At 59.5% G+C, this 21,142-nt stretch carries 26 protein-coding genes and 1 tRNA gene; 12 read left to right on the top strand and 15 right to left on the bottom strand.

The features are described 5' to 3' along the window. Nucleotides 1-13: 13 nt before the first annotated feature. On the top strand, nt 14-1,504 hold the full coding sequence (locus tag IU397_RS17955; RefSeq protein WP_204416423.1) for an alpha/beta hydrolase: 1,491 nt from the start codon (nt 14-16) through the stop codon (nt 1,502-1,504). Here the strand turns inward: IU397_RS17955 and IU397_RS17950 are convergent. Further along, a complete protein-coding gene (locus IU397_RS17950) occupies nt 1,501-2,061 on the bottom strand; it encodes a pyridoxamine 5'-phosphate oxidase family protein (RefSeq protein ID WP_204416421.1) in 561 nt (186 codons plus the stop codon). The two genes, IU397_RS17955 and IU397_RS17950, sit on opposite strands and share 4 nt — an antisense overlap. A gap of 127 nt (nt 2,062-2,188) precedes the next feature. On the opposite strand from IU397_RS17950, the gene IU397_RS17945 reads away from it, so the two are divergent. Beyond that, nucleotides 2,189-2,265: transfer RNA gene (locus IU397_RS17945), tRNA-Met, on the top strand. A 29-nt stretch (nt 2,266-2,294) separates the two neighbouring features. On the opposite strand, the gene IU397_RS17940 is transcribed toward IU397_RS17945, so the two are convergent. Genes IU397_RS17940 through IU397_RS17930 form a run of 3 tightly spaced genes read right to left on the bottom strand, consistent with a single transcriptional unit; the run spans nt 2,295 to nt 4,056 of the window. Further along, nucleotides 2,295-2,825 (bottom strand): adenine phosphoribosyltransferase, encoded by a 531-nt coding sequence (locus IU397_RS17940; protein WP_204416419.1) that lies wholly within the window; start codon nt 2,823-2,825, stop codon nt 2,295-2,297. Continuing rightward, nucleotides 2,822-3,190, bottom strand: coding sequence for a 5'-methylthioadenosine phosphorylase (locus IU397_RS17935; protein WP_204416417.1), 369 nt, complete (start codon nt 3,188-3,190; stop codon nt 2,822-2,824). The genes IU397_RS17940 and IU397_RS17935 overlap by 4 nt, the downstream gene beginning before the upstream one ends. Continuing rightward, nucleotides 3,187-4,056 (bottom strand): S-methyl-5'-thioadenosine phosphorylase, encoded by an 870-nt coding sequence (locus tag IU397_RS17930; protein WP_204416415.1) that lies wholly within the window; start codon nt 4,054-4,056, stop codon nt 3,187-3,189. Before IU397_RS17930 ends, IU397_RS17935 begins: the two co-directional genes overlap by 4 nt. Before the next feature lie 281 nt (nt 4,057-4,337). Here IU397_RS17930 and IU397_RS17925 point away from each other — a divergent pair, with 281 nt between their 5' ends. Together IU397_RS17925 and IU397_RS17920 are read left to right on the top strand one after the other, a co-directional pair. After that, nucleotides 4,338-5,948, top strand: coding sequence for a SulP family inorganic anion transporter (locus IU397_RS17925; protein ID WP_204416560.1), 1,611 nt, complete (start codon nt 4,338-4,340; stop codon nt 5,946-5,948). Between the two features lie 105 nt (nt 5,949-6,053). Further along, nucleotides 6,054-6,647 carry a hypothetical protein gene (locus IU397_RS17920; RefSeq protein WP_204416414.1) on the top strand — a complete coding sequence of 198 codons (594 nt, stop codon included), beginning with the start codon at nt 6,054-6,056 and terminating at the stop codon, nt 6,645-6,647. 63 nt (nt 6,648-6,710) lie between these two features. Here the strand turns inward: IU397_RS17920 and IU397_RS17915 are convergent, their stop codons facing one another. Beyond that, a complete protein-coding gene (locus IU397_RS17915; RefSeq protein WP_204416412.1) occupies nt 6,711-7,319 on the bottom strand; it encodes a flavin reductase family protein in 609 nt (202 codons plus the stop codon). Between the two features lie 74 nt (nt 7,320-7,393). Between IU397_RS17915 and IU397_RS17910 the strand changes: the two genes are divergently transcribed. Further along, the gene (locus tag IU397_RS17910) at nt 7,394-7,882 is read left to right on the top strand and encodes a GNAT family N-acetyltransferase (RefSeq protein WP_204416410.1); all 489 of its coding nucleotides are present in this window, start codon (nt 7,394-7,396) and stop codon (nt 7,880-7,882) included. On the opposite strand, the gene ptsP is transcribed toward IU397_RS17910, so the two are convergent. Next, nucleotides 7,857-10,097 (bottom strand): phosphoenolpyruvate--protein phosphotransferase, encoded by a 2,241-nt coding sequence (ptsP, locus tag IU397_RS17905; protein ID WP_204416408.1) that lies wholly within the window; start codon nt 10,095-10,097, stop codon nt 7,857-7,859. The two genes, IU397_RS17910 and ptsP, sit on opposite strands and share 26 nt — an antisense overlap. Before the next feature lie 22 nt (nt 10,098-10,119). After that, a complete protein-coding gene (locus IU397_RS17900) occupies nt 10,120-11,358 on the bottom strand; it encodes an aspartate kinase (protein ID WP_204416406.1) in 1,239 nt (412 codons plus the stop codon). Between the two features lie 235 nt (nt 11,359-11,593). On the opposite strand from IU397_RS17900, the gene IU397_RS17895 reads away from it, so the two are divergent. Further along, nucleotides 11,594-11,905 (top strand): hypothetical protein, encoded by a 312-nt coding sequence (locus tag IU397_RS17895; RefSeq protein ID WP_204416404.1) that lies wholly within the window; start codon nt 11,594-11,596, stop codon nt 11,903-11,905. A 99-nt stretch (nt 11,906-12,004) separates the two neighbouring features. Here IU397_RS17895 and IU397_RS17890 read toward each other — a convergent pair whose 3' ends face one another. Further along, the gene (locus IU397_RS17890) at nt 12,005-12,211 is read right to left on the bottom strand and encodes a cold-shock protein (protein ID WP_204416402.1); all 207 of its coding nucleotides are present in this window, start codon (nt 12,209-12,211) and stop codon (nt 12,005-12,007) included. A 131-nt stretch (nt 12,212-12,342) separates the two neighbouring features. Between IU397_RS17890 and IU397_RS17885 the strand changes: the two genes are divergently transcribed. Further along, complete coding sequence (locus IU397_RS17885; protein WP_204416400.1) at nt 12,343-12,669, top strand: arsenate reductase family protein; 327 nt, start codon at nt 12,343-12,345, stop codon at nt 12,667-12,669. Here IU397_RS17885 and IU397_RS17880 read toward each other — a convergent pair. From IU397_RS17880 to IU397_RS17865, 4 genes are all read right to left on the bottom strand, one after another. After that, nucleotides 12,666-13,235 (bottom strand): DoxX family protein, encoded by a 570-nt coding sequence (locus IU397_RS17880; protein WP_204416398.1) that lies wholly within the window; start codon nt 13,233-13,235, stop codon nt 12,666-12,668. The two genes, IU397_RS17885 and IU397_RS17880, sit on opposite strands and share 4 nt — an antisense overlap. Before the next feature lie 13 nt (nt 13,236-13,248). Further along, on the bottom strand, nt 13,249-13,992 hold the full coding sequence (locus IU397_RS17875) for a DNA-binding domain-containing protein (protein WP_204416396.1): 744 nt from the start codon (nt 13,990-13,992) through the stop codon (nt 13,249-13,251). Next, a complete protein-coding gene (locus tag IU397_RS17870; protein WP_204416394.1) occupies nt 13,989-14,837 on the bottom strand; it encodes a DUF692 family multinuclear iron-containing protein in 849 nt (282 codons plus the stop codon). Before IU397_RS17870 ends, IU397_RS17875 begins: the two co-directional genes overlap by 4 nt. Nucleotides 14,838-15,011: 174 nt before the next feature. After that, nucleotides 15,012-15,317: a DUF2282 domain-containing protein gene (locus tag IU397_RS17865; RefSeq protein WP_204416392.1), complete on the bottom strand. Its 306-nt coding sequence runs from the start codon at nt 15,315-15,317 to the stop codon at nt 15,012-15,014. Between the two features lie 364 nt (nt 15,318-15,681). Between IU397_RS17865 and IU397_RS17860 the strand changes: the two genes are divergently transcribed. Next, nucleotides 15,682-16,722: a hypothetical protein gene (locus IU397_RS17860; RefSeq protein ID WP_204416390.1), complete on the top strand. Its 1,041-nt coding sequence runs from the start codon at nt 15,682-15,684 to the stop codon at nt 16,720-16,722. On the opposite strand, the gene thrS is transcribed toward IU397_RS17860, so the two are convergent. Next, nucleotides 16,723-18,732 (bottom strand): threonine--tRNA ligase, encoded by a 2,010-nt coding sequence (thrS, locus tag IU397_RS17855; protein WP_204416388.1) that lies wholly within the window; start codon nt 18,730-18,732, stop codon nt 16,723-16,725. An 84-nt stretch (nt 18,733-18,816) separates the two neighbouring features. Further along, a complete protein-coding gene (locus tag IU397_RS17850; RefSeq protein ID WP_204416387.1) occupies nt 18,817-19,323 on the bottom strand; it encodes a DUF1772 domain-containing protein in 507 nt (168 codons plus the stop codon). 76 nt (nt 19,324-19,399) lie between these two features. Between IU397_RS17850 and IU397_RS17845 the strand changes: the two genes are divergently transcribed. After that, a complete protein-coding gene (locus IU397_RS17845; protein WP_204416386.1) occupies nt 19,400-19,981 on the top strand; it encodes a TetR/AcrR family transcriptional regulator in 582 nt (193 codons plus the stop codon). Here the strand turns inward: IU397_RS17845 and IU397_RS17840 are convergent. Next, a complete protein-coding gene (locus IU397_RS17840) occupies nt 19,978-20,202 on the bottom strand; it encodes an MAPEG family protein (protein WP_204416385.1) in 225 nt (74 codons plus the stop codon). The two genes, IU397_RS17845 and IU397_RS17840, sit on opposite strands and share 4 nt — an antisense overlap. Before the next feature lie 87 nt (nt 20,203-20,289). Between IU397_RS17840 and IU397_RS17835 the strand changes: the two genes are divergently transcribed. From IU397_RS17835 to IU397_RS23995, 3 genes are read left to right on the top strand one after another with little or no spacing between them, the layout of a single operon-like run. Further along, entirely contained in the window at nt 20,290-20,706 is a 417-nt protein-coding gene (locus IU397_RS17835) for a transposase (RefSeq protein WP_204416384.1), read from the top strand. A gap of 26 nt (nt 20,707-20,732) precedes the next feature. Beyond that, nucleotides 20,733-20,996 carry an IS66 family insertion sequence element accessory protein TnpB gene (gene tnpB / locus IU397_RS17830; protein WP_204416383.1) on the top strand — a complete coding sequence of 88 codons (264 nt, stop codon included), beginning with the start codon at nt 20,733-20,735 and terminating at the stop codon, nt 20,994-20,996. Then, the gene (locus IU397_RS23995; protein ID WP_370541722.1) at nt 20,933-21,094 is read left to right on the top strand and encodes a hypothetical protein; all 162 of its coding nucleotides are present in this window, start codon (nt 20,933-20,935) and stop codon (nt 21,092-21,094) included. Before tnpB ends, IU397_RS23995 begins: the two co-directional genes overlap by 64 nt. The last annotated feature ends 48 nt before the right edge of the window (nt 21,095-21,142 follow it).

Below are 21,142 nucleotides of genomic sequence, written 5' to 3'. Positions count from 1 at the left end.
AAGGAACAAGCTGATGCATCCCAGACATATGACACGATGGGGTGTGCTCGTGTTGGCTCTTGGCTTGGGCCTTTGGTCCGTGACCCAGCTGGAGCGGTTGCGCGGGTCGGTCGACAGAACCATCGTGACCATCGGCACGACCCCGGCCATGCTTTATGCCGGGCCGCAGGCTGACGCCCCCGTACCTTTGGTGATCCTGGCCCATGGTTTTGCCGGATCGCGGCAATTCATGGAGGCCTTTGCCCTGACGCTCGCCCGGTCCGGCTATGCGGTTCTGTCCTATGATCTGCAGGGGCATGGACGCAATCCGGTGCCCATGTCGCCGGAGGTGACCGAAATCGATGGCACCACCCGCGCCTTGATGGATGAGCTCTCCGCCGTGATCGCGGCTGGTCGGGATTTGCCGGGTATGTCGGGGGATGTCGCGTTGCTGGGCCATTCAATGTCGACCGATGTGATCATCCGCGAAGCGTTGCGCAACCCTGATGTGGATGGAGTGGTGGCTGTGTCGATGTATTCCCAGGCGATCACCGCGTCGGAGCCAGGCCGCATGCTGATCCTGTCTGGCGAATGGGAGCCGCATCTGAGGGAGTTTGGGCGCACCGCCTTGCAGATGGTCGACCCCGCCGCGCAAGAGGGAGAGACCGCCGAAGCCGAGAATGTCTGGCGTCGTGCGGTTTTTGCCCCCCGTACCGAACATGTGGGCGTATTGTATTCTGCCACATCTCTGACGGAGGCGCGGGCATTTCTGGATCTGACCTTTGACCGGTCGTCCGATGGCCCGGTGACAGACAACTACGGCCTCTTCGTTGTCCTGCTTGTGTCATGTGCGTTCATCGCCGCCTGGCCGGTTCTGACGGCTCTCCCAGTGGGGGTCACCCGCCCCGACCCGCTGAACTGGCGGCAGATCGCGCTGGTCACGCTTGTCCCCGCGGGGACAGCCCCCGTGATTGCTTCGGCGTTGAGTGCCTGGCTGTTGCCGGTTCAGGTTGTGGGCTACCTGACCTGGCATTTTGCGGCCTACGGCATTTTGCAAATGATTGTTCTGGCATGGTGCGGGCGGCGACTGACGCGCGGCCCGGTTTGGCCTGCAATCGTGTTGATCGCCTATGGGTTGGGCGTATTCGGCTTGGCGCTTGATCGCTACGGCGCCAGCTTCATGCCGAATATGGAACGGCTTGCCATGATCCCCTTGCTGATGGTTGGAACCATTCCGTGCATGGTGGCCGATGGGCTTGCTACGGGGGGTGGAACGGCCCCGGTCTGGCAACGATTGTGGGCGCGGGTGGCGGTGATCGGATCGTTGATCCTGGCCGTCGTCTTTGGCCCGGATCGCCTGTTTTTGATGATGATGGTGCTGCCCGTGATCGTCCTGTTTTTCCTGGTCTATGGCTCAATGGCCGGATGGCTCGGTCGTCGCCAAGGCGGCCTTGCATCCGGTTTAGGGCTGGCCGTGCTGCTGGCCTGGTCGATCGCTGTCAGCTTTCCGATGTTTGCGGTCTAAGGGACGCGCCAACTTCCGGCCCAGTTATCGGACCGCTCAAAGAGGACCCGGCGATGGTCCGTATCGCCGAGCCAAAGGGTATCAATATTCCTGATCTCGCATCGCACGACCATGAACCGTTCCGGCCCCGGTGCTGTGACAAAGGCATCGCGCGCATCAATGGCAGAGCCCGGCGGTGGCGTGGCGCCGTAGCCCGACCGGGAGCCGTCGGGGACGCGGCCCCAAGCTTCCTCCGCCACCGTGCCGGTGAGCAGGTGGGCATGCACACGCAGCCTGATCTGCAGGCGAGGCTTGGGCTCCCAGATATGCAGGCTGGCTGACGGATTTGCCTTTAGCTCCGACACTTTCGTCGATTGCGCATCTGTGTGGAAATCAACGGTGGCCGTTTCGCGATCCGCGCGCCGAAGGACAACCGTACGCGCCTCCGCGCCGCCCGTGATATTCGTCGTGGCAAGCGTGGGATGGCGGGCCGGTGCGCGCCGATCCGCAACACCGCGGATCAAACGCCGCCAAACCTCATCAAGGGTGGTCTCCAAAGCGTTCGGCCAGGTATCCATCAACTCTTCCAACAGGGTTTCATCTGGTGCGTGCCAGCATAGAGCGCCCTTGCGCAAAGGCCATATTGACGGGTCTGATTTGCGCTTGACGGCCCAGCAAGGCTCCACTAGGACGACGTGGCTTTGCGGCGGAGTAGCTCAGGTGGTTAGAGCAGCGGAATCATAATCCGCGTGTCGGGGGTTCAAGTCCCTCCTCCGCTACCAAGCCTTCCCAGACAACCAAATCCGCAGTGTCAATGCCCGCCGTAGGCACATAGCGCATGCACCTCCATTCCCATGGCTTCAAGTTTGGCACGCCCGCCCAGATCGGGCAGGTCGATCACAAAGGCGCAGCCGACGATCTGGCCGCCCAGTCGTTCGACCAGCTTGATGCCAGCCTCTGCCGTACCGCCGGTGGCCAGCAGATCATCCACCAGCAAGACCCGTTCCCCCGCTGCGATGGCGTCGTCATGAACCTCGACCACTGCCTCTCCGTATTCGAGCGTGTAGCTTTCAGAAATCGTCGTGCCGGGCAGCTTGCCCTTCTTGCGGATCGGCACGAACCCGACCGAAAGCTGGTGCGCGATGGCCCCGCCCAGGATGAAGCCGCGTGCTTCCAGACCCACAACCCGGTCGATGGGCGTCCCGGCATAGGGGTGCAGCATCTGATCGACGGCCATGCGAAACCCCCTGGGATCGGCAAAAAGCGTGGTGACATCGCGGAACATGATCCCCTCATGGGGAAAGTCGGCGATGGTACGGATGTAATCTTGAACGGTTTTCATGGTGTCTCGCGTGTATTGTCGATCAGGGCTTCGGTAACGGCAATGATAGAGGTTTCGGGATGTTGCTTGGCGCATTCGGTCAACGTGATTTCTGCAATGCGCTTGCCGCCAGCCTCCTGAACCGTGGTGATGAATTCCGAGGTCCCGCCTTGGGTGGCGGCGGACCAATAGCCCATCAGCCAGCCGAATAACTGGCCCTGGTCGACCTCTGTTCCGGTTTCGAACGTGGTGCGGGCGCGTTCGCAGGTCCAACGCCCGGCCCCCATGACATAGCCATCCACCTGTGGCGGGTCCGCGTCTTGCGCCGGCGCGGCGGTGCCGGTCAGCAGCAGGGCCATACCCAGACCCATGAGGCGCCCGGTCACAGAACCCGACCTGCAATGGCCCGCAAATCCTCCACCATTCGCGAGTCGCGGGCATTCGGCGCAGTGATGATCGCAAAATCAAGCGCCCGGTCGCAGCCATAGGGGCAGGGGGAATATTCCCCCAGCGATCCTGCAATCTGTGCCACCATGGATTTGGCGTTATTGGCATTCTGCTGCAGGACGCGCACTACCTGAGCCACATCCACGGCGTCATGATCGGGATGCCAGCAGTCATAATCCGTCACCATCGCGACCGATGCATAACAAAGCTCTGCTTCGCGGGCCAGTTTGGCCTCCGGCATGTTGGTCATCCCAATGACGTCGCAGCCCCATTGCTCCCGATAAAGTCTGCTCTCGGCCAGGGTCGAGAATTGGGGACCCTCCATCGCCAGGTAGGTGCCGCCATCATGAACGGTGATGCCGGCGGCTTTTGCGGCGCCCGAACAGACGGCGCTCAGCCGCGGACACGTGGGATGGGCCAACGGCACATGGGCCACGCAACCCGGGCCAAAGAAGGTCTTGTCGCGCGCCATGGTGCGATCGATGAACTGATCCACGATGACAAAGTCGCCGGGGGCCATCTTTTCCTGGAACGACCCGCAGGCGGAGACGGAGATCACATCCGTGACCTCCAGCATTTTCAGCGCGGCGATATTGGCGCGATAGGGTACGGAGGTTGGCGTATGGACATGTCCGCGTCCGTGGCGCGGAAGAAACACCATGTCCAGCCCGTCAAGCGTACCGGTCAGGAACTGATCGGAGGGCGCCCCCCAGGGGGTTTCCTGGGTCACCCAGGCGGGATCTGCAAGGCCGTCGATATCATAAACACCGCTGCCGCCGATCACCCCAAGTTTGCGTGCTGTCATCGCGATGCCCTCCCGTTGGTTTGTGCGCATCCCGCGGTTCCCCGTGGCGAAAGTCAAGGCGAGTCTGTTGCCAGCTATGCGCTGAGCGGGTAGCTGGTTCCCGAAGCTTGGGCTTCTGTGACGGATTGGTATTTGTTAACGCAACCATGGTACGTTAAGCATGATGTGGTTTGGGCACTGTGTACCCAAGAATACCATGCTGCGTCCGGCGACTATGCTAGATTTCCGCAAAATTTGGCGCTTTTACAACGAAAGAGGTTCAGACCTTGACCCGCACCCTTATGGAATTGGCCAAACAATCGACATTTGCTCAGTTCCGGCTGCCCGATGAATTGCGCAAACCGGCAGGGGTCCGGATCGAGATTTTGGCGGGCTTGACCGTTGCCTTGGCCCTGGTGCCGGAGGCCGTGGCCTTTGCCTTTGTGGCGGGTGTCCATCCGTTGGTCGGGCTTTATGCAGCCTTTCTGGTTGGCCTGATCACCGCCTTGTTCGGTGGGCGGCCGGGCATGATCTCGGGTGCGACCGGGGCTTTGGCTGTGGTGATGGTGTCGCTGGTGGCCCAGCACGGTGTGGAATACCTTTTTGCCACCGTCGTGTTAATGGGCGTGATCCAGATCGCGGCGGGCATCTTCAAGCTGGGTAAATTCATTCGATTGGTGCCGCATCCCGTCATGCTGGGTTTCGTGAACGGTCTGGCCATCGTGATCTTCCTGGCACAGTTGACCCAATTTCAGGTCCCCGGCTCGGCGGAGGCGACGGGCCACGGCATGGGCGGCGGGGAGTGGCTGTCGGGCTGGCCACTAATCCTGATGTTGGGGCTTGTGGCACTGACGATGGTGATTATTTGGGGTATTCCCAAGCTAACCAATGCCATTCCGGCACCATTGGCCGGTATTGCAATCGTGGCCGGGATCGTCATCGCCTTTGGCATCGACGTGCCGCGCGTCGGCGATCTGGCCTCGATCGAAGGCGGATTGCCCAGCTTCCATGTTCCCAGCGTCCCGCTGACATGGGACACCTTTGAAATCATACTGCCCTATGCGTTGATCCTGTCGGCGATCGGTCTGATCGAAAGCCTGCTGACCCTCAACCTTGTGGGCGAGATCACGGGCCAACGCGGCGGATCCAGCCAGGAATGCATCGCGCAGGGCGCTGCCAACACGGTGACTGGCTTTTTCGGTGGCATGGGCGGTTGTGCGATGATCGGTCAATCGATGATCAACGTGAAATCTGGTGGGCGGACGCGGCTATCGGGCCTGTCTGCGGCCCTTTTCCTACTGCTTTTCATCGTCGTGGCCGCACCGTTGATTGAACAGATCCCGCTCGCCGCCCTGGTGGGGGTGATGTTCATGGTGGTGATCGGCACCTTTGCCTGGAAATCGCTGACCATCATGCGGAAAGTGCCGTTGGTGGACGCGCTTGTGATTGTGCTTGTGACCGTTGTCACGGTCATGACCGACCTCGCCATCGCGGTGGTGGTCGGTGTCATCGTCTCTGCCCTGGCCTATGCATGGCAAAACGCGACGCGCATCCGCGCCAGCACCTATGTGACCCCGGAAGGCGCCAAGGTGTACCAGGTCCAGGGCCCTTTGTTTTTTGGCTCGACCGAAGGATTTGCAGAGCTGTTCGATCCAACCGGGGATCCGGGATCGGTGATCATCGATTTTGCGGATAGCCGCGTGGCTGACCAGTCCGCATTGACCGAGATTGAGGCCGTGGCCGGCAGATATGAAGCGGAAGGGAAGCGCGTGCAGTTGCGCCATCTCAGCCGCGATTGTCACAAGTTGCTGAAAAAGGCGGGTCAGTTGATGGTCGATAGCGAAGATGACCCCGACTATATGATCGCGGCTGATTACGGCGTGCGTACAGGCGTTTTGTCATCGGGTCATTGAGCGCTGCCCGGCAGGGATCGCGAAAGATCGGAACCTTTCAAAGCGGCTTCGGTTGTTCTGATAAGCGGGTGTTAGACACCCGTAAGACAATTGAAAGGACACGCTATGAAACGCATTCTGACCACAACCGCTCTTGTTTTGCTGACTGGTACGGCAGCCATCGCCGACACTGACAGCCAGTTGAAAGCCTCGGTCGAAAGCCAACTGGCTTCACGTCAACTGGACGTGAATGTCGACGCTTTGACGGCGGATCAGCTGAGCGAGCTTTCCCTGGCCTTGAATTCCGGCCAGAGTCAGGCCGAGATCCAGCGCGATGTCGAACAGATTGCAGGCGTCGCCGGTGACGACGATGCAAGCCATCAGCGCGAAGCGCTGAAAGCGTCGCTGATGCAGCGCCAGTTGGATGTCGATGTCGACACACTGACCAACGAGCAGGTCGCCAGCTTGAACCTCGCGTTGAATTCCGGTGAGTCCCAAGCTGAGATCCGTCGCCAGATCGACAGCGTTCTGAACGTGTCGGGCGAGACCGATGCGGACAATCTACGCGCTGGTCTGGAAAACACGCTGGCCACCTATCAGATCGATATCGATGTTGATGCATTGAGCGATCAGGACGTGGCCGAGCTGAGCAACGTGTTTAACAGCGGTGCATCGCAGGCGGAAATCAACCGCCGGGTCGACAGCATCGTCGCAAACTAAATCCTGCCCCCAAATCGGGGTCTGCGAACATGCAAAGGGGTGCCTAACCGGGCGCCCCTTTCTTTATGCCTCATTCGGGCGATTCAGGGAGAACACCTCTGTTACGCGGGTGTAATCGCGATAGCCCATGCGCGCGAGCGGCTGGTAGGTGGTGACGTCGAACAAACCGTCCTTCATGCAATCATCGCGCAGGTGGACACCGACAACCTCGCCAAAGACAACGAAATTCGCGTCACCGTCCAACCGAACAATCTGGGTCATCTTGCATTCAAGTGCGGCAGGCGTTCCGGCAACGCGGGCGCAATCAATGGTCTGGCACGCCTCCTTTTGCAAATCGGCTGCCTGAAACTCGTCGATGTCCCGGTCATAGAGGCCGGAGGAGGTGTTCATCACATCCTTGGCCGCATATTCGACGATGTTGACACAGAACACTCCGGTCTCCCGAATGTTGCCAACGCTGTCTTTGGTGCCGTCCCGGTCGGGTTTGGCTCCGGTTGATGCGAACATCACCTGGGGCGGCACATAGGCCACGGCATTGAAAAATGAATAGGGTGCCAGGTTGTCGCTTCCATCCGCGGCACGGCTGGAGATCCAGCCGATGGGGCGCGGTGTGACGATGGCGTTAAATGGGTTATGGGGCAGGCCATGGCCCTGTGCAGGTTGGTAGAACATCGGTGATTTACAGCGCCTCTTTCGTTTCCGCCGCACGCTATGCTAGGTGCCGCGCCAGCGCAAATGGGGGCGGGATGATCAACCTGGCGGAAGAAACGGCGGCGGACCTATGGGAGGTCGAAGCCCTCTACGATCTGTGCTTTGCCCCGGGGCGGGAGGCATTGTCGTCTTACCGCTTGCGCGACGATGTGCCCCCGGTGGCCCGCCTGTGCCTGGTGGCGCGTGATGATCCGGGGACCATCGCCGGGGCGATCCGGTTCTGGCCGGTTCATGTTGGTGATCATAGCGCGCTTTTGCTGGGGCCGATTGCGGTTCACCCAACACGGCAGGGGGAAGGGCTTGGTGCTTATCTCATTCGCGAAGGGTTGGCATTGGCGGGTGATGCTCGGGTGCTGCTTGTCGGCGATGCGCCCTATTATGGCCGCATGGGCTTTGAAAAGCTGAGGGGCGTCCAGATGCCGCCGCCCACAAACCCGGACCGTGTGCTGGGACATGGCCCCTGGGCGGGTGTGTCGGGTCTGGTGACGCGAGTGCTGGCTACTGGTTGCGCATCCAGTCCATGACCGGTTCGCGCACCGATTGATGGCCGGTATCGCGCGCGGCATGGATCACCTCGCGCAGCTTTGCCAGATGGGTCCGGCGCAGCAGGTGCTTGACCGGCCCGATAGAGGCCGGGCGCATCGACAGGGTCCGTAAACCCATGGCTGCAAAACACGCGGCCTCGACCGGTCGACCCGCATCCTCCCCGCAAAAACTGAGCGGTGTGCGGGTTTCGGCGCAGCGTTGCACGATTTGCTCGATGAATGTCAGGAAGGACGTGTTGAGTGTATCGTACCGGCGGCGGACACGTTCATTTTCCCGATCCGCGGCAAAGAAGAATTGCTTTAGGTCATTCCCGCCGATTGAGATGAAATCCGCCTCTTCAAAAAACAGGCGAGGGGCAAAGGCCAGGCTGGGGGTTTCCAGCATGGCCCCCACATCCAGCTTGCTGGGCAAAGGGTGGCCCAGCTTCCGCTCCCGTTCCATCTGATGGTACAGATGATCGCGGGCGGCCAGAAACTCTTCGAACTGGGCGATAAACGGAAACATCACCGTCAACGGGCGGCCATGGGCGGCCCGGATCAGGGCCTGAAGCTGCATGCCCAACACGCCGGGTTTGTCCAGGCCTACCCGCACGGCACGCCAACCCAGGGCCGGGTTCGGTTCATCAAGCGGGTTCATGAAGGGCAATACCTTGTCGGACCCGATATCGAGCGTGCGAAAGGCCACGCGCTTGCCTTGGGCGGCATCCAGGATGCGGCTGTAAAGGGCGGCCAACTCTCCGCGTTTGGGCATTTGGTTGCGCACAAGGAACTGCAGCTCTGTCCGAAAAAGACCGACACCTTCCGCCCCGGATCCGGCCAAAGACGGCAGATCGGCCATCAACCCGGCATTCATATGCAGCGCGATTGTCGGCCCTTCGACGGTTGTCGCGGGAACCCTGCGGATGGAGGCATAGCGTTGCTGCGCCTTGGCCTGCATCGCCATCTTGTCGCGAAAGGCGGACTGGATGCTTTCTTCGGGGCGCAGATGCACAATCCCCTGATCCCCATCGACCAGGATCGGATCACCGTTCAACGCCTCGGTCGTGATCCGTTTGGCATTGATAACCAGCGGAATGGCAAGGGCGCGCGCGACAACTGCGGCATGGCTGCCGACGGAGCCTTCTTCCAACACGATGCCGCTGAGGGTGCGTTCATAGCTCAACAATTCCCCAGGTCCGATATTGCGCGCGATCAGGATCGGGTTTTCGGGCATTTCGGCACCGGTATCGGTGCCCTGGCCTGTCAACAAACGCAGCAGGCGGTTCGACAGGTCATCCAGATCCGCAAGCCGTTCGCGCAGGTATGCGTCGCCGACCTGCTCCATCCGGGCGCGGGCATTGGACTGCTCTTTCTCTACCGCGGCTTCGGCGCTCAGGCCGCTTTCGATGTCCTGCTCCATCCGCCGCAGCCAGCCCTTGGAATTGGCAAACATCCGGTAGGCTTCCAGCACCTGGGTCTGGTCCTTGTCACCCGACCCGGCAGTGCTGAGCATTTCGTCAACTGAAACGCGTAAGGCATCGACCGCCTCACGTAGGCGGGCGCGTTCGGTTTCGGCATCGTCGGCAAAGGGATTGGTGACGATGACACGAGGTTCATGCAGGAACACATGGCCTTCTGCGGCGCCTTCCTGACCGGTCACGCCGCGCAGCATGACCGCACGCTTGTGCGGGGCGGCCAAGGCGGCACCTTCTCCGGTGAATGCGCCAAGCTCCGTCATTTCGGCCAAGACCATGGCCACGACCTCCAGCGCGTAAAGGTCATCTTCGGAATAGGCGCGCGCCGACTTGTCTTGCACGACCAAAACGCCCAACCGCTCTCCCAATCGTTGGATCGGAACGCCCATGAAAGCCGAATAGATCTCCTCGCCCGTCTCCGGCATGAAGCGAAAGCCCGGCTCGGCCGGGGCATCGGCCGTATTGACCGGACGGCTGCGCAATGCCACACGCCCGACCAGACCTTCACCCAGCCGCATGCGGGTTTTGTGGACGGATTCTGCTTTCAGCCCCTCTGTTGCGCAAAGCTCAAGGGTGTCTGCGTCCCGAAACAGGTAGACCGAGCAGACATTTGTCCCCATCTCGGTCGCGATCAGCGACACGATACGGTTCAAGCGTTCCTGCCCCTCGGCCGCCTCGGCCAGGGTCTCGCGTAACCGTCCTAGGAGCTTTCTGCTCCCGCTATCACTATTCTGGGCCATGGCCCTGTTCTGTCCCCTGGGATCACGCGGCCCGTTCCAAGCCAAAGGCATCATGGAGGGCTTGTACCGCCAGTTCCAGATACTTCCGGTCGATCAGCACGGATATTTTGATCTCGGATGTGGTAATCACCTTTATGTTGATCCCCTCATCCTTGAGGGCAGCAAACATTTGTGCGGCGACCCCGGCATGGCTGCGCATGCCGATGCCAACGACCGAGACTTTGCATACTTCTTCATCGGCCACCAGATCGTGATAATTGATGTCACCATTGTCCTTTGCCGCCTGCATCGCGGCATCGGCGCGGGCAACCTGGTCGATGGGGCAGGAAAAGGTCATGTCCGTGCGCCCATCTTCCGAGATGTTCTGCACGATCATATCCACATTCACACCCGCAGCGCTGAGCGGTCCAAAGATCGCCGCCGCGATGCCGGGCCGGTCCGCGACCGAGATCAGGGTCATCTTTGCCTCATCCCGCGAAAACGCCACTCCGGCCACCACGTTGCTTTCCATGATCTCGTCCTCATCGCAGACAAGCGTGCCCGCATTTTCATTATTGTCCTCAAAGCTGGACAGAACCCGCAGCCTGACTTTATAGCGCATCGCCAATTCGACTGACCGGGTTTGCAAGACTTTCGCACCAAGGGAGGCCAATTCAAGCATCTCTTCAAAGGCGATTTTGTCCAGCTTGCGAGCCTTTTTCGTCACCCGCGGGTCGGTGGTGTAGACGCCATCAACGTCAGTATAGATATCGCAGCGTTCCGCACCAAAGGCGGCGGCAAAGGCCACGGCGGTGGTGTCAGATCCGCCCCGGCCCAGCGTCGTGATGCGCCCCTCATTGCTGATGCCCTGGAACCCCGCGACAACGGCAACTTTCATGCCTTCCGCGAACTTGGCATTCAGATTGTCGGTCGGGATTTCTTCGATCCGGGCGCTGGCATGGGCGTTCGTCGTTTTCAGCGGCACCTGCCAGCCTTGCCAACTGCGCGCGGGCACGTCCATTTCCTGTAATGTCAGTGCCATCAGGCCAGCTGTCACCTGCTCACCCGAGCTGACGACGGCATCATATTCACGGGCATCGTATAACGGGGATGTGTCACCCACCCAGCCGACCAATTCGTTTGTCTTTCCCGCCATGGCCGAGACGATGACGATCACATCATATCCGTTGGCCACCTCGCGCCCGACACGTTTGGAGGCGCGCCGGATCCGGTCCAACGTGGCGACTGACGTGCCGCCGAATTTCATCACCAGAAGTGGCATCTGCTTTCCCTGTCATCCGTCGGCGGGGATAGGCGAAGGGGCAGGGGGGTGCAAGGGAGGGCGGCTCACGTGAAGTTTTTGATCAAAGAACGGGCAACGGCCAATGTTTTCGACATGAAAAACACGATTAGCGCGCAATTACCGCTCGGGTCACAAAGCGGCTACGATTTGATCACCTTTTGATGTCATCGTTTCGTTACATTCCGCATATGCCCAACCATAAGGATTGTTGCTCTTGAAACGCCTCGTCGCATTTGTTCCCGTTCTCCTCATCGCCACAACGCTCGCTGCGTCGGCCCAAACCATCACATGGTGTGGCCCGCGAACCGAAGTTGTGCGCAAGGTGGAACACCAATTCGGTGAAACGCGGCGTGGCATGGGCTTGCGCGGGCAAGGCAGCGTGATGGAGTTGTTCACATCTGATGAACGCGGGACCTGGTCCCTGGTTCGCACGTATACCAATGGTGAAAGCTGTGTTGAGGCCGTTGGCCAAGACTGGACCCCCGACCGGGTCGAGGTCGGCGTGGCCGAAAAGGACCCGACTTAACGGGGCTTTCGCAACAGGCGCGCTTTAATGAAGGGCGCCCGGTGCGGTCATATGTATGATCGCGGGATGGCGGTTGGGATTATGACAACCGCCCCTCATTCAAATTGATTTCAACTCACTGGCAGATTCTCGGCCATCACGGCCTTCGCGCAGTTCGTATTCAATTTTCATGTTATCGGCCAAACCCGTCATTCCCGCCCGCTCAACGGCAGAGATATGAACGAAGATGTCTTTGCCACCGTCATCGGGCGCAATGAAACCATAGCCTTTCGTGGTGTTGAACCATTTCACGGTGCCTGTTGGCATGCCGCGCCTCCCTTTTGCAGTCCTAGTCACAGTGCGGGTGGGGTCGTCTCCCCAAATTCAACATGGTACAAATCCAAAATGGGGCAAGGCGCAATGCACTGCAGCTTTCAATAAGACCGGAGACAAACACGATGCGCCTATTTGGTTTGCAAACATGTGATACTTGCCGCAAAGCGCGGAAGGCGTTGGAGAGCACCGGAAACACCGTTGAATTTATCGATGTCCGGGCTGCGCCCTTGAATGCGGAGACACGGCAGCGTTTTCTTGCCGCCTTTGGGGAGGCGCTGATCAACCGTCGCTCGACCACCTGGAAAACCTTGTCTGATGATGAAAAGGCCATGCCGCCGCTGGATCTGCTGGCCCATCATCCGACAGTGATGAAACGGCCCGTCATTGAGACAGAACATGACCTGAATCTGGGATGGGATGCCAAGGTGCAGGCCGCGCTTTTGCCCTAGGCCGGTGCGGTTTCCGGCGACCGGCCGCGCTGTAGCAACGCATCCAACGACAATGGCCCGGCCCCACGCAGGACCAAAAAGACCAAAAGGAAGACCCAGAACGCACGCTGGTCCAGGATCACCGCATCTGACGGTCCGTCGAACCACGCCCCAATTGTCTTTTCATCGGCACCGTGGCCAAAGATATCGGTCAAGCTTTGCACCACCACAAAGCCGATCATCCCCAATGCTGACAGCCGGGTTAGCAAGCCGACCACGATCAGCACCGGAAAGATAAACTCCGCCCAGGTGCCGGCGATAATAATGGTCTTTTCCATCGCGCTGAACATCGCCGGGTCGTACAGCACTTCCTCCGCTTTCTTGGGAAAGATCTGTGCATAGGCGCCTGTCGAGGGGGAAAAGATGCCGAAAAACCCGTCGCTCACCTTGGTGACGGCCGAGTTCCAGAAATATAAGAACAGCACGCCCAAAAAGATAACTCGTGCCAATGTTGGCATCAGAACATCGCCAATGCGCGCATCGACCCAGGCAAGCAATCGGTCAGGAAGGGTTAGCAAGCCGGTCATCGTAAATCCTCCTTTAGGCGACATGGGCAATGGCGTTGCCTGCGATCAGCAGGCCCAGTGTTGTGGTTAAGTCGAAATCGGGCGCGTCGGCTTGTGCGGCCTCGAACGCGGATCCCAGCGGTTCGGTGCGCAATTGCGCGATGAAGGCACCGCCGCCCGGTGGCAACAGAATAGGCTGTGGATCATAATCCGGCCGGGTGATCAGCACATCATCTGCCGACATCTGCACTTTCGGCGCGTCTTTTTCCGTATTTGCACGCCAGATGCCGTGGATCGGCCATTTCGACCGGATCAACCGGGTTGCAGGGCTGAGCGTCAGATGCGTGGCCATCAGTTGTGCGGGGTCCATCGCGCCCAGACCGTTCAGATCGGCTGGGATGCTGTCAGCCGCATGATAGCTGCGGCGCATGGCGCATTCGAGCCGTGCCATATCCGGCAGGTAGGGTAAATTGCGTGTGGACTCAAAACCCTCAAGAAAGGCGGGCATATCATCGCCATAAAGGGCGACCAAGGGATCTTTAGGGGGATGCACGCGTAGGAATGTCCCCGCCAGGATCTGGAAATTGGTCTGCCCCACCAGTTTCCGAATGATGGGGAAGGCTTGGCCCAAAGCCTCGGTCAGGCTTACGGCGACGTTGTTGCGATAGACGTCGAACCGCTTGCCTGCGGGACGACCTTGTGGATCAACCAGTCCGGCAGGTGCCATCGCCGCCGGATCCAACACCGCCGCGCGAAAGATATCTTGCCCGACCGTCATCTGACCTGAGCCAAAACATCCGCAGCGCGGCTGGCTTCAGCCGCCAATACGGGCCAGTCAGGTACATCCGTGTCCCATTCGATCAATGTGGGCGTCGGGCCCATGATAGCGATCACCTCCGCATAAAGCTGCCAGACCGGGTCAACCACGGGTGCTCCATGGCTGTCGATCAAAAGAGAGACGCCATATTCGTCTTGATCCTCGTCATGCCCGCCAAGGTGAATCTCACCCACAGCCCGCAGCGGAAACGCGTTCAGATAGCTGCGCGGATCGGTCTGTTGGTTTGTGGCCGAGATGAAGACATTGTTGATATCCAGCAGCAGGCCACAGCCGGTCCGCTTGATCAGGGCCTCCAGAAATTCGGTTTCGGCCATCTCACTTTCTTCGAACGCCAGATAGTTTGAAGGGTTTTCCAGCAGCATCTGGCGGCCCACGACGTGCTGCACCTGATCGATGTGATCGGCCACGCGGTTTAGGGTGGCCTGGGTGTAGGGCAGGGGCAAAAGATCGTTCAAAAAAGCCGTGTCATGGGTGGACCAGGCCAGATGTTCGGAAAAGCTTGCAGGGCCCACCCAGTCCACCAGCTTTTTCAGCCGCGCCAAGTGATCGGCGTTCAATGACCCCTCGCCACCGATGGACAGACCCACCCCATGAACTGAGATCGGGAACCGCTCGGCCAGGTTGCGCAGTTGCGCGATCGGACGACCACCGTCGCCCATGTAGTTCTCGGCATGGATCTCCAGCCACCGTACCGGACCGGGATCCTCCCAGATCGCAGCAAAATGCTGCGCCTTGTAGCCAACCCCGGGCGCGTTGGGCAATGTGAGGGTCTGGTGATCCAACATGGATGTCTCCGCAGGTCTGTTGTCTTCGGTCTAAACGCGCATCGATGTAACCTACCACTCACGGGGCCGTGTGACACGCAACCGTCAAGGATCTGTAACAATCGGTGGTGGCAATCTGGAAAAGAAAAGGCCACCGACGGGATCGGTGGCCAAATCTGTCATCTTTGTACCGACTTATGCCGGTAGGTCGCGGCCGAGCTCTTCCAGGGAGCCTTCACGCGCCGTGCCATCGGCCATGGCGGGCAGTTCGATCTCCGTGCAAGTGCCGGCATCGACGAGGGTCCAGGCATTGCCTTGGTAATCAACGGTCGAGGTGCCGGCGCAAGTCGTACCTGGGCCTGCCGCGCAATCATTGGCACCGGCCAGCGAGACACCATAGCATTTCTCTTTGCCAGCCGCTTGGGCGGTGGTGGTGGTGTGGGCGGTCAAAGCGGCGGCCACGGCGCCAGCCACGGCCAGGGTCTTCATAGTGTTGGACATGGTGGGTATCCTCTGTCTGATCAAAATCATGGGTCGCCAGCGTGAAACGCCAACTTGATAGAGGTTTTGCATAGCGGCTGATCACGATCCAGTCACTTGGTTGTGGGTGACAGCTTCGTGAGTTTTATTGCCATTTTGCCCGAAAATCTTCGAAAAAATGCTGGATATCGGTGTTTAAGGGAAAACGAAGCCGGTGTTCTATGGCGACAATCGTAAAAGACTGGGGGGGGTGCGATCATCGCTTTGACCATGAAGCCACGGCTGTACCGTAAATCTGGGGCTTTACGGCAATTATCGGTATTCTTGATCCAACCAACTGCGTTAGCTTTAAATTACCCCACGGCACGCGGAGGATTCGGCCCTAATGGACAGCACACCCGAACAGATCGACGACCTACGCGGATCCAGTTCGCAATTCCTGGACTGGCTCAATGCCTTCACCGACAGGTCCGTAGGGTTTGTTGAGAAATCGGCAGACGCCTATTTCGCCGGGCGACATGCGGTGGAGAGTGTTCAGCGCCTTTTCGGATGGCAGGATCCGGATACCTACGCCATGTTCGATCCTGTCGGCGTCCGCAAACCGCAGGAAACGATCACCGATTTTTCGATCGCTGACATCGAGTTTTTGAAAGACAGCGTGAATGCCGCACGCCATGGCTCGTTGGATGAATCCAAACTGTTTCAGGCAGGGCTCGTGGATGATAACGGCTATATCGTGGATACCCCTGCATTCTTCGGCGAGGCTGAGTTGAATTGGGGTACGTCCGAAATCAACTGGGCCGCGTCCGAATTCGACTTGATCCGCGTGCGGGAAGAAACGGGTTTCGTCCGAGGCGAAGGTCCTTACGAGGCCAATGTGGCGTTGCTCTATAATGTTGAAACCGATGCCTACACGATTTCTATCGGTGGCACGCAGGGGCTGGCGGACGTCAATACCGATATCTGGGGCCTCGTCTTCAACGGCAATACCCTGTCCCACGGCGCAGCGATGACCCAGATCATCGATCAGTTCTTCGAAGAGGACATTCCAGAGGGCGCCGACGTCGTGCTGGTTGGCCATTCGCTCGGCGGGGGAGAGGCCCTGTTGCAATACCGCCTGACCCCGGATCGTTTCGACCAGGTCGTGCCCATTCAGACCGTCGGGATCGGTGGGGATGACGGGACCTATTTCGACCAATATCTGTGGGACAAGGTGGGGGACGCGAAGATCTTTGAAATCTTTGGCGATGATCCGGATACCGATTTCAACGACGCCGTCACGTATTGGGGCCATGTCGGGGCCGGCACGGTCTACGATATCGCTGGCGTAGGATCCGATGGCGGGATCGAGCTACTTGATAGCCACTTGCTGGACGGGGTCTGGACCGCGCTTCCATCCGGCGAAGACCCCGTCACCATCGCATGACTACAGATCAGCGCTTCGGCGCAAGTCTGGTGGATGGGCATCTGTGGCGAGCGTCGCGACGATCTGATCCAAGGTTTCGGTCTTGGTCTGCTTCTCGCCCAGTCGCCTGACGGACACTGTGCGATCCTCGACCTCCCGTTGACCGATGGCTAACAAAACCGGCACCTTGCCGACCGAATGTTCCCGTACCTTGTAGTTGATCTTTTCGTTGCGGATATCGGCCTCGGCCCGCACCCCCTTGGCTTTCAAGGCCGCGACGATCTCATGCACGAAGGGATCCGCGTCCGAGACGATGGAGGCCACGATCACCTGCCGCGGCGCCAGCCAGAAGGGCAGCTTGCCCGCATGCTCTTCGATAAGGATCCCGATAAAGCGCTCGAACGAGCCCAGGCAGGCGCGGTGCAGCATGACGGGTGTATGTTTGTTGCCATCCTCGCCGATGTAATCCGCGCCCAACCGGTCAGGCAGAACAAAATCCACCTGGTGGGTGCCGCATTGCCAGTCCCGCCCGATGGCGTCGGTCAGGACAAATTCCAGCTTGGGTCCATAAAACGCGCCTTCCCCGGGGTTTAGTTCCGGCTCGATCCCCGCGGCACGGGTGGCTGATAGCAAGGCGGCTTCGGCCTTGTCCCAGGTCTCGTCGGTACCTGCGCGTTTTTCCGGCCGGTCCGAGAACTTCACCTTGAATTCATGGAACCCCAGATCGCTGTAGATCGACGATAGGAAGTCGATATAAATCGCGGTCTCTTCCTCGATCTGATCTTCGCGGCAAAAGATATGCCCGTCATCCTGGGTAAAGCCGCGCACGCGCATGATGCCATGCAGCGCCCCCGACGGCTCATACCGCGCGCAGGATCCGAACTCCGCCATGCGCAGAGGCAGATCGCGGTAGGATTTCAGCCCCTGGTTAAAGATCTGGACGTGGCACGGGCAGTTCATAGGTTTCAGTGCGTTGATGCGGGTATGCTTGGGGTCGTTGCTGCGTTCATCGAAGTTCTGGGCGTTGTCGCCATCTTCGGTGCGGCTTTCGTCCACCTCCACGATGAACATGCTCTCCTGGAATTTCTCCCAGTGGCCGGACTGCTCCCACAATTTGCGGTCCACAACTTGAGGAGTGTTCACCTCCTGGTAGCCGCCAGCGCGCTGTTTGCGGCGGATATAGTCCTGCAATTCGGTATAAATCGACCAACCATTGGGGTGCCAAAAGACCTGGCCCGGCGCCTCTTCCTGCATGTGAAACAGGTTCATCTCGCGGCCCAGTTTGCGGTGGTCGCGCTTGGCGGCCTCCTCCAGCATGAAGAGGTGCTTTTTCAGCTGTTCCTTGTTCTGGAAAGCGACCGCATAGATCCGCTGCAACATCGCCCGGTTGCTGTCGCCACGCCAATAGGCGCCCGCGACGTTCATCAGCTTGAAGGCGTCCGCCGGAACCTGGCCGGTATTCTGCAAATGAGGCCCACGGCAGAGGTCCTGCCAGTGGCCGTGCCAATACATCCGCAGCGGCTCATCACCGGGGATGGCCTCGATCAGTTCAACCTTATAGGGCTCATTGGTAGCCTGGTAATGCGCGATCGCGCGGTCGCGCTCCCAGATCTCGGTGGTGACCGGCTCGCGCTTATTGATGATTTCTTTCATCTTTTTCTCGATCGCCCCCAGATCCTCTGGGGTGAAGGGCTCGGTGCGATCGAAGTCGTAGTACCAGCCATTGGCGATCACGGGGCCGATAGTAACCTTCACACCGGGCCAGATCTCCTGCACGGCGCGGGCCATGATGTGCGCCAGGTCATGCCGGATCAATTCCAGCGCCGGGACCTCGTCTTTCAAGGTGTTCAGGGCGATTTTGGCGTCGACTTCGATGGGCCATTGCAGGTCCCAATGGGCATCATCGACATGGGCCGAGATCGCCTTTTTCGCCAGCGAGTTCGAGATCGAAGCAGCGACCTCCATCGGGGTCACACCCTTGGGGTAATCACGCGACGCGCCATCGGGAAAGGTCAAAGAGATTTGGGCCATCACTGGGCCTCCTCGTCGGTTTGGCGCCCACGGAACGCCCGGTTGCAAGTTGGACATGTGGTGTGCGCTTTGGCCGATGACTTGTCAACCGGCAACAGGGCGGGCCAATGCCATCAGACCAGCGCCGATGGCGATGACCGACAGAAACCCGGCCCCCGTACGGATCTGGTTCCAAAGCTGCCAGGTCCCCGAAAAGGTGGCCCAAATCTGCGTGGCCTCCACCGGATCGCGCGGGATCGAGATGGCGGCCAGGTTTTCGTTCATCGGGACATTGATGGTGAAGGTCAGCAGGACGATTCCTAAGCCGCACAGCAAGGCGGCGACCCCAAACAGCATGCCAGCGCGGGTTTGGCCCTGAAAATAAGCGGTCAGGCCGGTAAGCCCTGCAAAGACGGGCGCCAGAAAGAAGACGGGAAAGAACGCGGCGTTGCGGATCGATGCATTCATGGCCTGCATGGCGCGGATCGCCACATCGGGCGGCGCCGTGTCGAGGCCCCACATAACCGTGCAGACCCAGCCGTAGAAGATGCCAAAGATCCCGGCCGTCAAGGTGAGAGAGGTGAACGCAAACGTCAGCAGAATAGCTCGCATATCCATATCCGTAATTTAGAGTACGTCTTTACATATCCGTAATTGTGAGTACGTTTTCTGTCAAGGAGGCGTTGGAATGCGGCAGGAGAACAAGGACAAGCGGGAGGCACAGATCGCAGAGGCGGCTTATAAGCTGTTGGAGCATAAAGGCTTTTCCAATGTCTCCATGCTGATGATCGCGCGGGCGGCCAAAGCCTCGAACGAGACGCTGTATCGTTGGTACGGCGACAAGCACGGGTTGTTTCTGGCCCTGGTGCGTCGCAATACCGACGAGGTCCGGCACGTGTTACAGGATGTTCCGCTTGAGGATGGCTTGGCAGCAAATCTATCCCGGATCGGTCCGGTGTTGCTGGGAATGCTGTTGGGCGCGCGGGCTGTTGCCTTGAACCGGGCCGCTGCGGCGGATCCAAGCGGCGATCTGGGGCGCGCACTTGCCCTGGCCGGTCGCGATGTTGTGGCGCCTTTGCTGGCCGATCTGATGACTGGCCTTTCGGATCGGATGGACCCTGTTGCTGCGACAGAGCTTTACCTGTCTTTGCTGATCGGGGATCAGCAGATCCGGCGTGTGATCGGTGTCATGCCACTGCCTGACCCGCCCGCGCTTCAAGCGCGGGCCGATGCCGCGCTTGATCATTTCATGGATTTGGTGAGGTTTTAATGTGTCAGCAAAACAAAGGCGATCACGACTGTACAGAGCCACGAGGCCGTAAAGATTATCGGTCGGATCGGAAAGCGCGCCAACCCCGATATCATGCCTACCGCATGGCCCACTCTTAGCCAGAAGAACGCGACAGAGGCGGCAACCGTTACCCCGGTGGAAATGCCTGCCATATGGGCGATCAACACGACCGTGGCAAAGGGGATCAACGTCTCCAGCATGTTCTGGTGGGTAAGCGGTGCGTCGTCCCCATATTGCTGCCGCCGAGATAACGAGATTCAACGGAGCCTCATGAAGAGGTTCTGTAGATGAAACGTTTCCCAACAAACCGAGTCCATTTGTTAGACGAACCGAGCTGTGTCGATCGGCTTGAGGTTCTCGAAGGGCCGACCGGGCGCCGATCTTGGCCAGATGAGGAGAAGATCCGGATTGTTCGGGAAAGCCTCGAGCCGGGTGTACGGGTATGTGACGTGGCGCGTCGGAACGGCATGGCACCGCAGCATCTGTCGACTTGGCGGGGGGTGGCGAAGAAGGCCAAGCTGAACGTGCCAATCCCGGAGGAGGACTTTGCGGCGTTTGCGGCACTCGAGGTCGTCGAGGAGCGCGCACCTTTGGTGGCGACATCGATCGAGTTGGAAGCGAATGGTATCATCCTGCGGCTTCCTGGAGATACATCGGCAAGCCGGATTGCAGAACTTGTCGCTGCCCTGCGCCAAGACCGGTGATCGTCCCGTCCCAGGCGGTCAAAGTCGTGATCGCCACGAAGCCAGTGGATTTTCGCAAAGGCCATGACGGGCTGGCCGCCTATGTGGAGAAAGAACTCGGCCTGAAGGCGCATTTCGGCGTCGTGGTCGTGTTCCACGCCAAACGTGCCGATCGGATCAAGATCCTCGTTTGGGATGGCAGCGGGCTCGTGCTGACTTATAAGCGCCTCGAGGGTGGCAAGTTCGCGTGGCCCGCCATCAGCGGCGGGTCGATGTGCTGGCCGAGGCGAACAAACGCCAGGAGGCGCTAATCAAGGAGCTGCGCCACGCGCTGCATGGCAAGAAGTCCGAGAAGCTGGCCGAAGACGAGCGCCAGCTTGCGTTCGAAGATCTGACCATCGCAATTTAGGAGTGTGAGGCCGCGTCGGAAGATACCCGTGCGACGCCCATAGCGTCG

The sequence above is a fragment of the Actibacterium sp. 188UL27-1 genome (genome assembly GCF_016901225.1).
In the GTDB taxonomy this organism is placed as follows: Bacteria; Pseudomonadota; Alphaproteobacteria; order Rhodobacterales; family Rhodobacteraceae; genus 188UL27-1.
Note: the sequence above shows the minus strand (reverse complement) of the source record. Positions and strands in the feature narration are given on the sequence as shown.

Bases quoted from the DNA above. Each gene is read 5' to 3' on its own strand.
- IU397_RS17865 (WP_204416392.1), bottom strand. From the start codon at position 15,317: ATGTCCAACACTATGAAGACCCTGGCCGTGGCTGGCGCCGTGGCCGCC.
- IU397_RS17860 (WP_204416390.1), top strand. From the start codon at position 15,682: ATGGACAGCACACCCGAACAGATCGACGACCTACGCGGATCCAGTTCG.
- thrS (WP_204416388.1), bottom strand. From the start codon at position 18,732: ATGGCCCAAATCTCTTTGACCTTTCCCGATGGCGCGTCGCGTGATTAC.
- IU397_RS17915 (WP_204416412.1), bottom strand. From the start codon at position 7,319: ATGTTCTACCAACCTGCACAGGGCCATGGCCTGCCCCATAACCCATTT.
- IU397_RS17940 (WP_204416419.1), bottom strand. From the start codon at position 2,825: ATGAAAACCGTTCAAGATTACATCCGTACCATCGCCGACTTTCCCCAT.
- IU397_RS17850 (WP_204416387.1), bottom strand. From the start codon at position 19,323: ATGCGAGCTATTCTGCTGACGTTTGCGTTCACCTCTCTCACCTTGACG.
- IU397_RS17875 (WP_204416396.1), bottom strand. From the start codon at position 13,992: ATGACGGTCGGGCAAGATATCTTTCGCGCGGCGGTGTTGGATCCGGCG.
- IU397_RS17840 (WP_204416385.1), bottom strand. From the start codon at position 20,202: ATGCTGGAGACGTTGATCCCCTTTGCCACGGTCGTGTTGATCGCCCAT.
- IU397_RS17910 (WP_204416410.1), top strand. From the start codon at position 7,394: ATGATCAACCTGGCGGAAGAAACGGCGGCGGACCTATGGGAGGTCGAA.
- IU397_RS17920 (WP_204416414.1), top strand. From the start codon at position 6,054: ATGAAACGCATTCTGACCACAACCGCTCTTGTTTTGCTGACTGGTACG.
- IU397_RS17845 (WP_204416386.1), top strand. From the start codon at position 19,400: ATGCGGCAGGAGAACAAGGACAAGCGGGAGGCACAGATCGCAGAGGCG.
- ptsP (WP_204416408.1), bottom strand. From the start codon at position 10,097: ATGGCCCAGAATAGTGATAGCGGGAGCAGAAAGCTCCTAGGACGGTTA.
- IU397_RS17925 (WP_204416560.1), top strand. From the start codon at position 4,338: ATGGAATTGGCCAAACAATCGACATTTGCTCAGTTCCGGCTGCCCGAT.
- IU397_RS17890 (WP_204416402.1), bottom strand. From the start codon at position 12,211: ATGCCAACAGGCACCGTGAAATGGTTCAACACCACGAAAGGCTATGGT.
- IU397_RS17870 (WP_204416394.1), bottom strand. From the start codon at position 14,837: ATGTTGGATCACCAGACCCTCACATTGCCCAACGCGCCCGGGGTTGGC.
- IU397_RS17880 (WP_204416398.1), bottom strand. From the start codon at position 13,235: ATGACCGGCTTGCTAACCCTTCCTGACCGATTGCTTGCCTGGGTCGAT.
- IU397_RS17955 (WP_204416423.1), top strand. From the start codon at position 14: ATGCATCCCAGACATATGACACGATGGGGTGTGCTCGTGTTGGCTCTT.
- IU397_RS17900 (WP_204416406.1), bottom strand. From the start codon at position 11,358: ATGCCACTTCTGGTGATGAAATTCGGCGGCACGTCAGTCGCCACGTTG.
- IU397_RS17835 (WP_204416384.1), top strand. From the start codon at position 20,290: ATGAAACGTTTCCCAACAAACCGAGTCCATTTGTTAGACGAACCGAGC.
- IU397_RS17930 (WP_204416415.1), bottom strand. From the start codon at position 4,056: ATGACAGCACGCAAACTTGGGGTGATCGGCGGCAGCGGTGTTTATGAT.
- IU397_RS17885 (WP_204416400.1), top strand. From the start codon at position 12,343: ATGCGCCTATTTGGTTTGCAAACATGTGATACTTGCCGCAAAGCGCGG.
- IU397_RS17950 (WP_204416421.1), bottom strand. From the start codon at position 2,061: ATGGATACCTGGCCGAACGCTTTGGAGACCACCCTTGATGAGGTTTGG.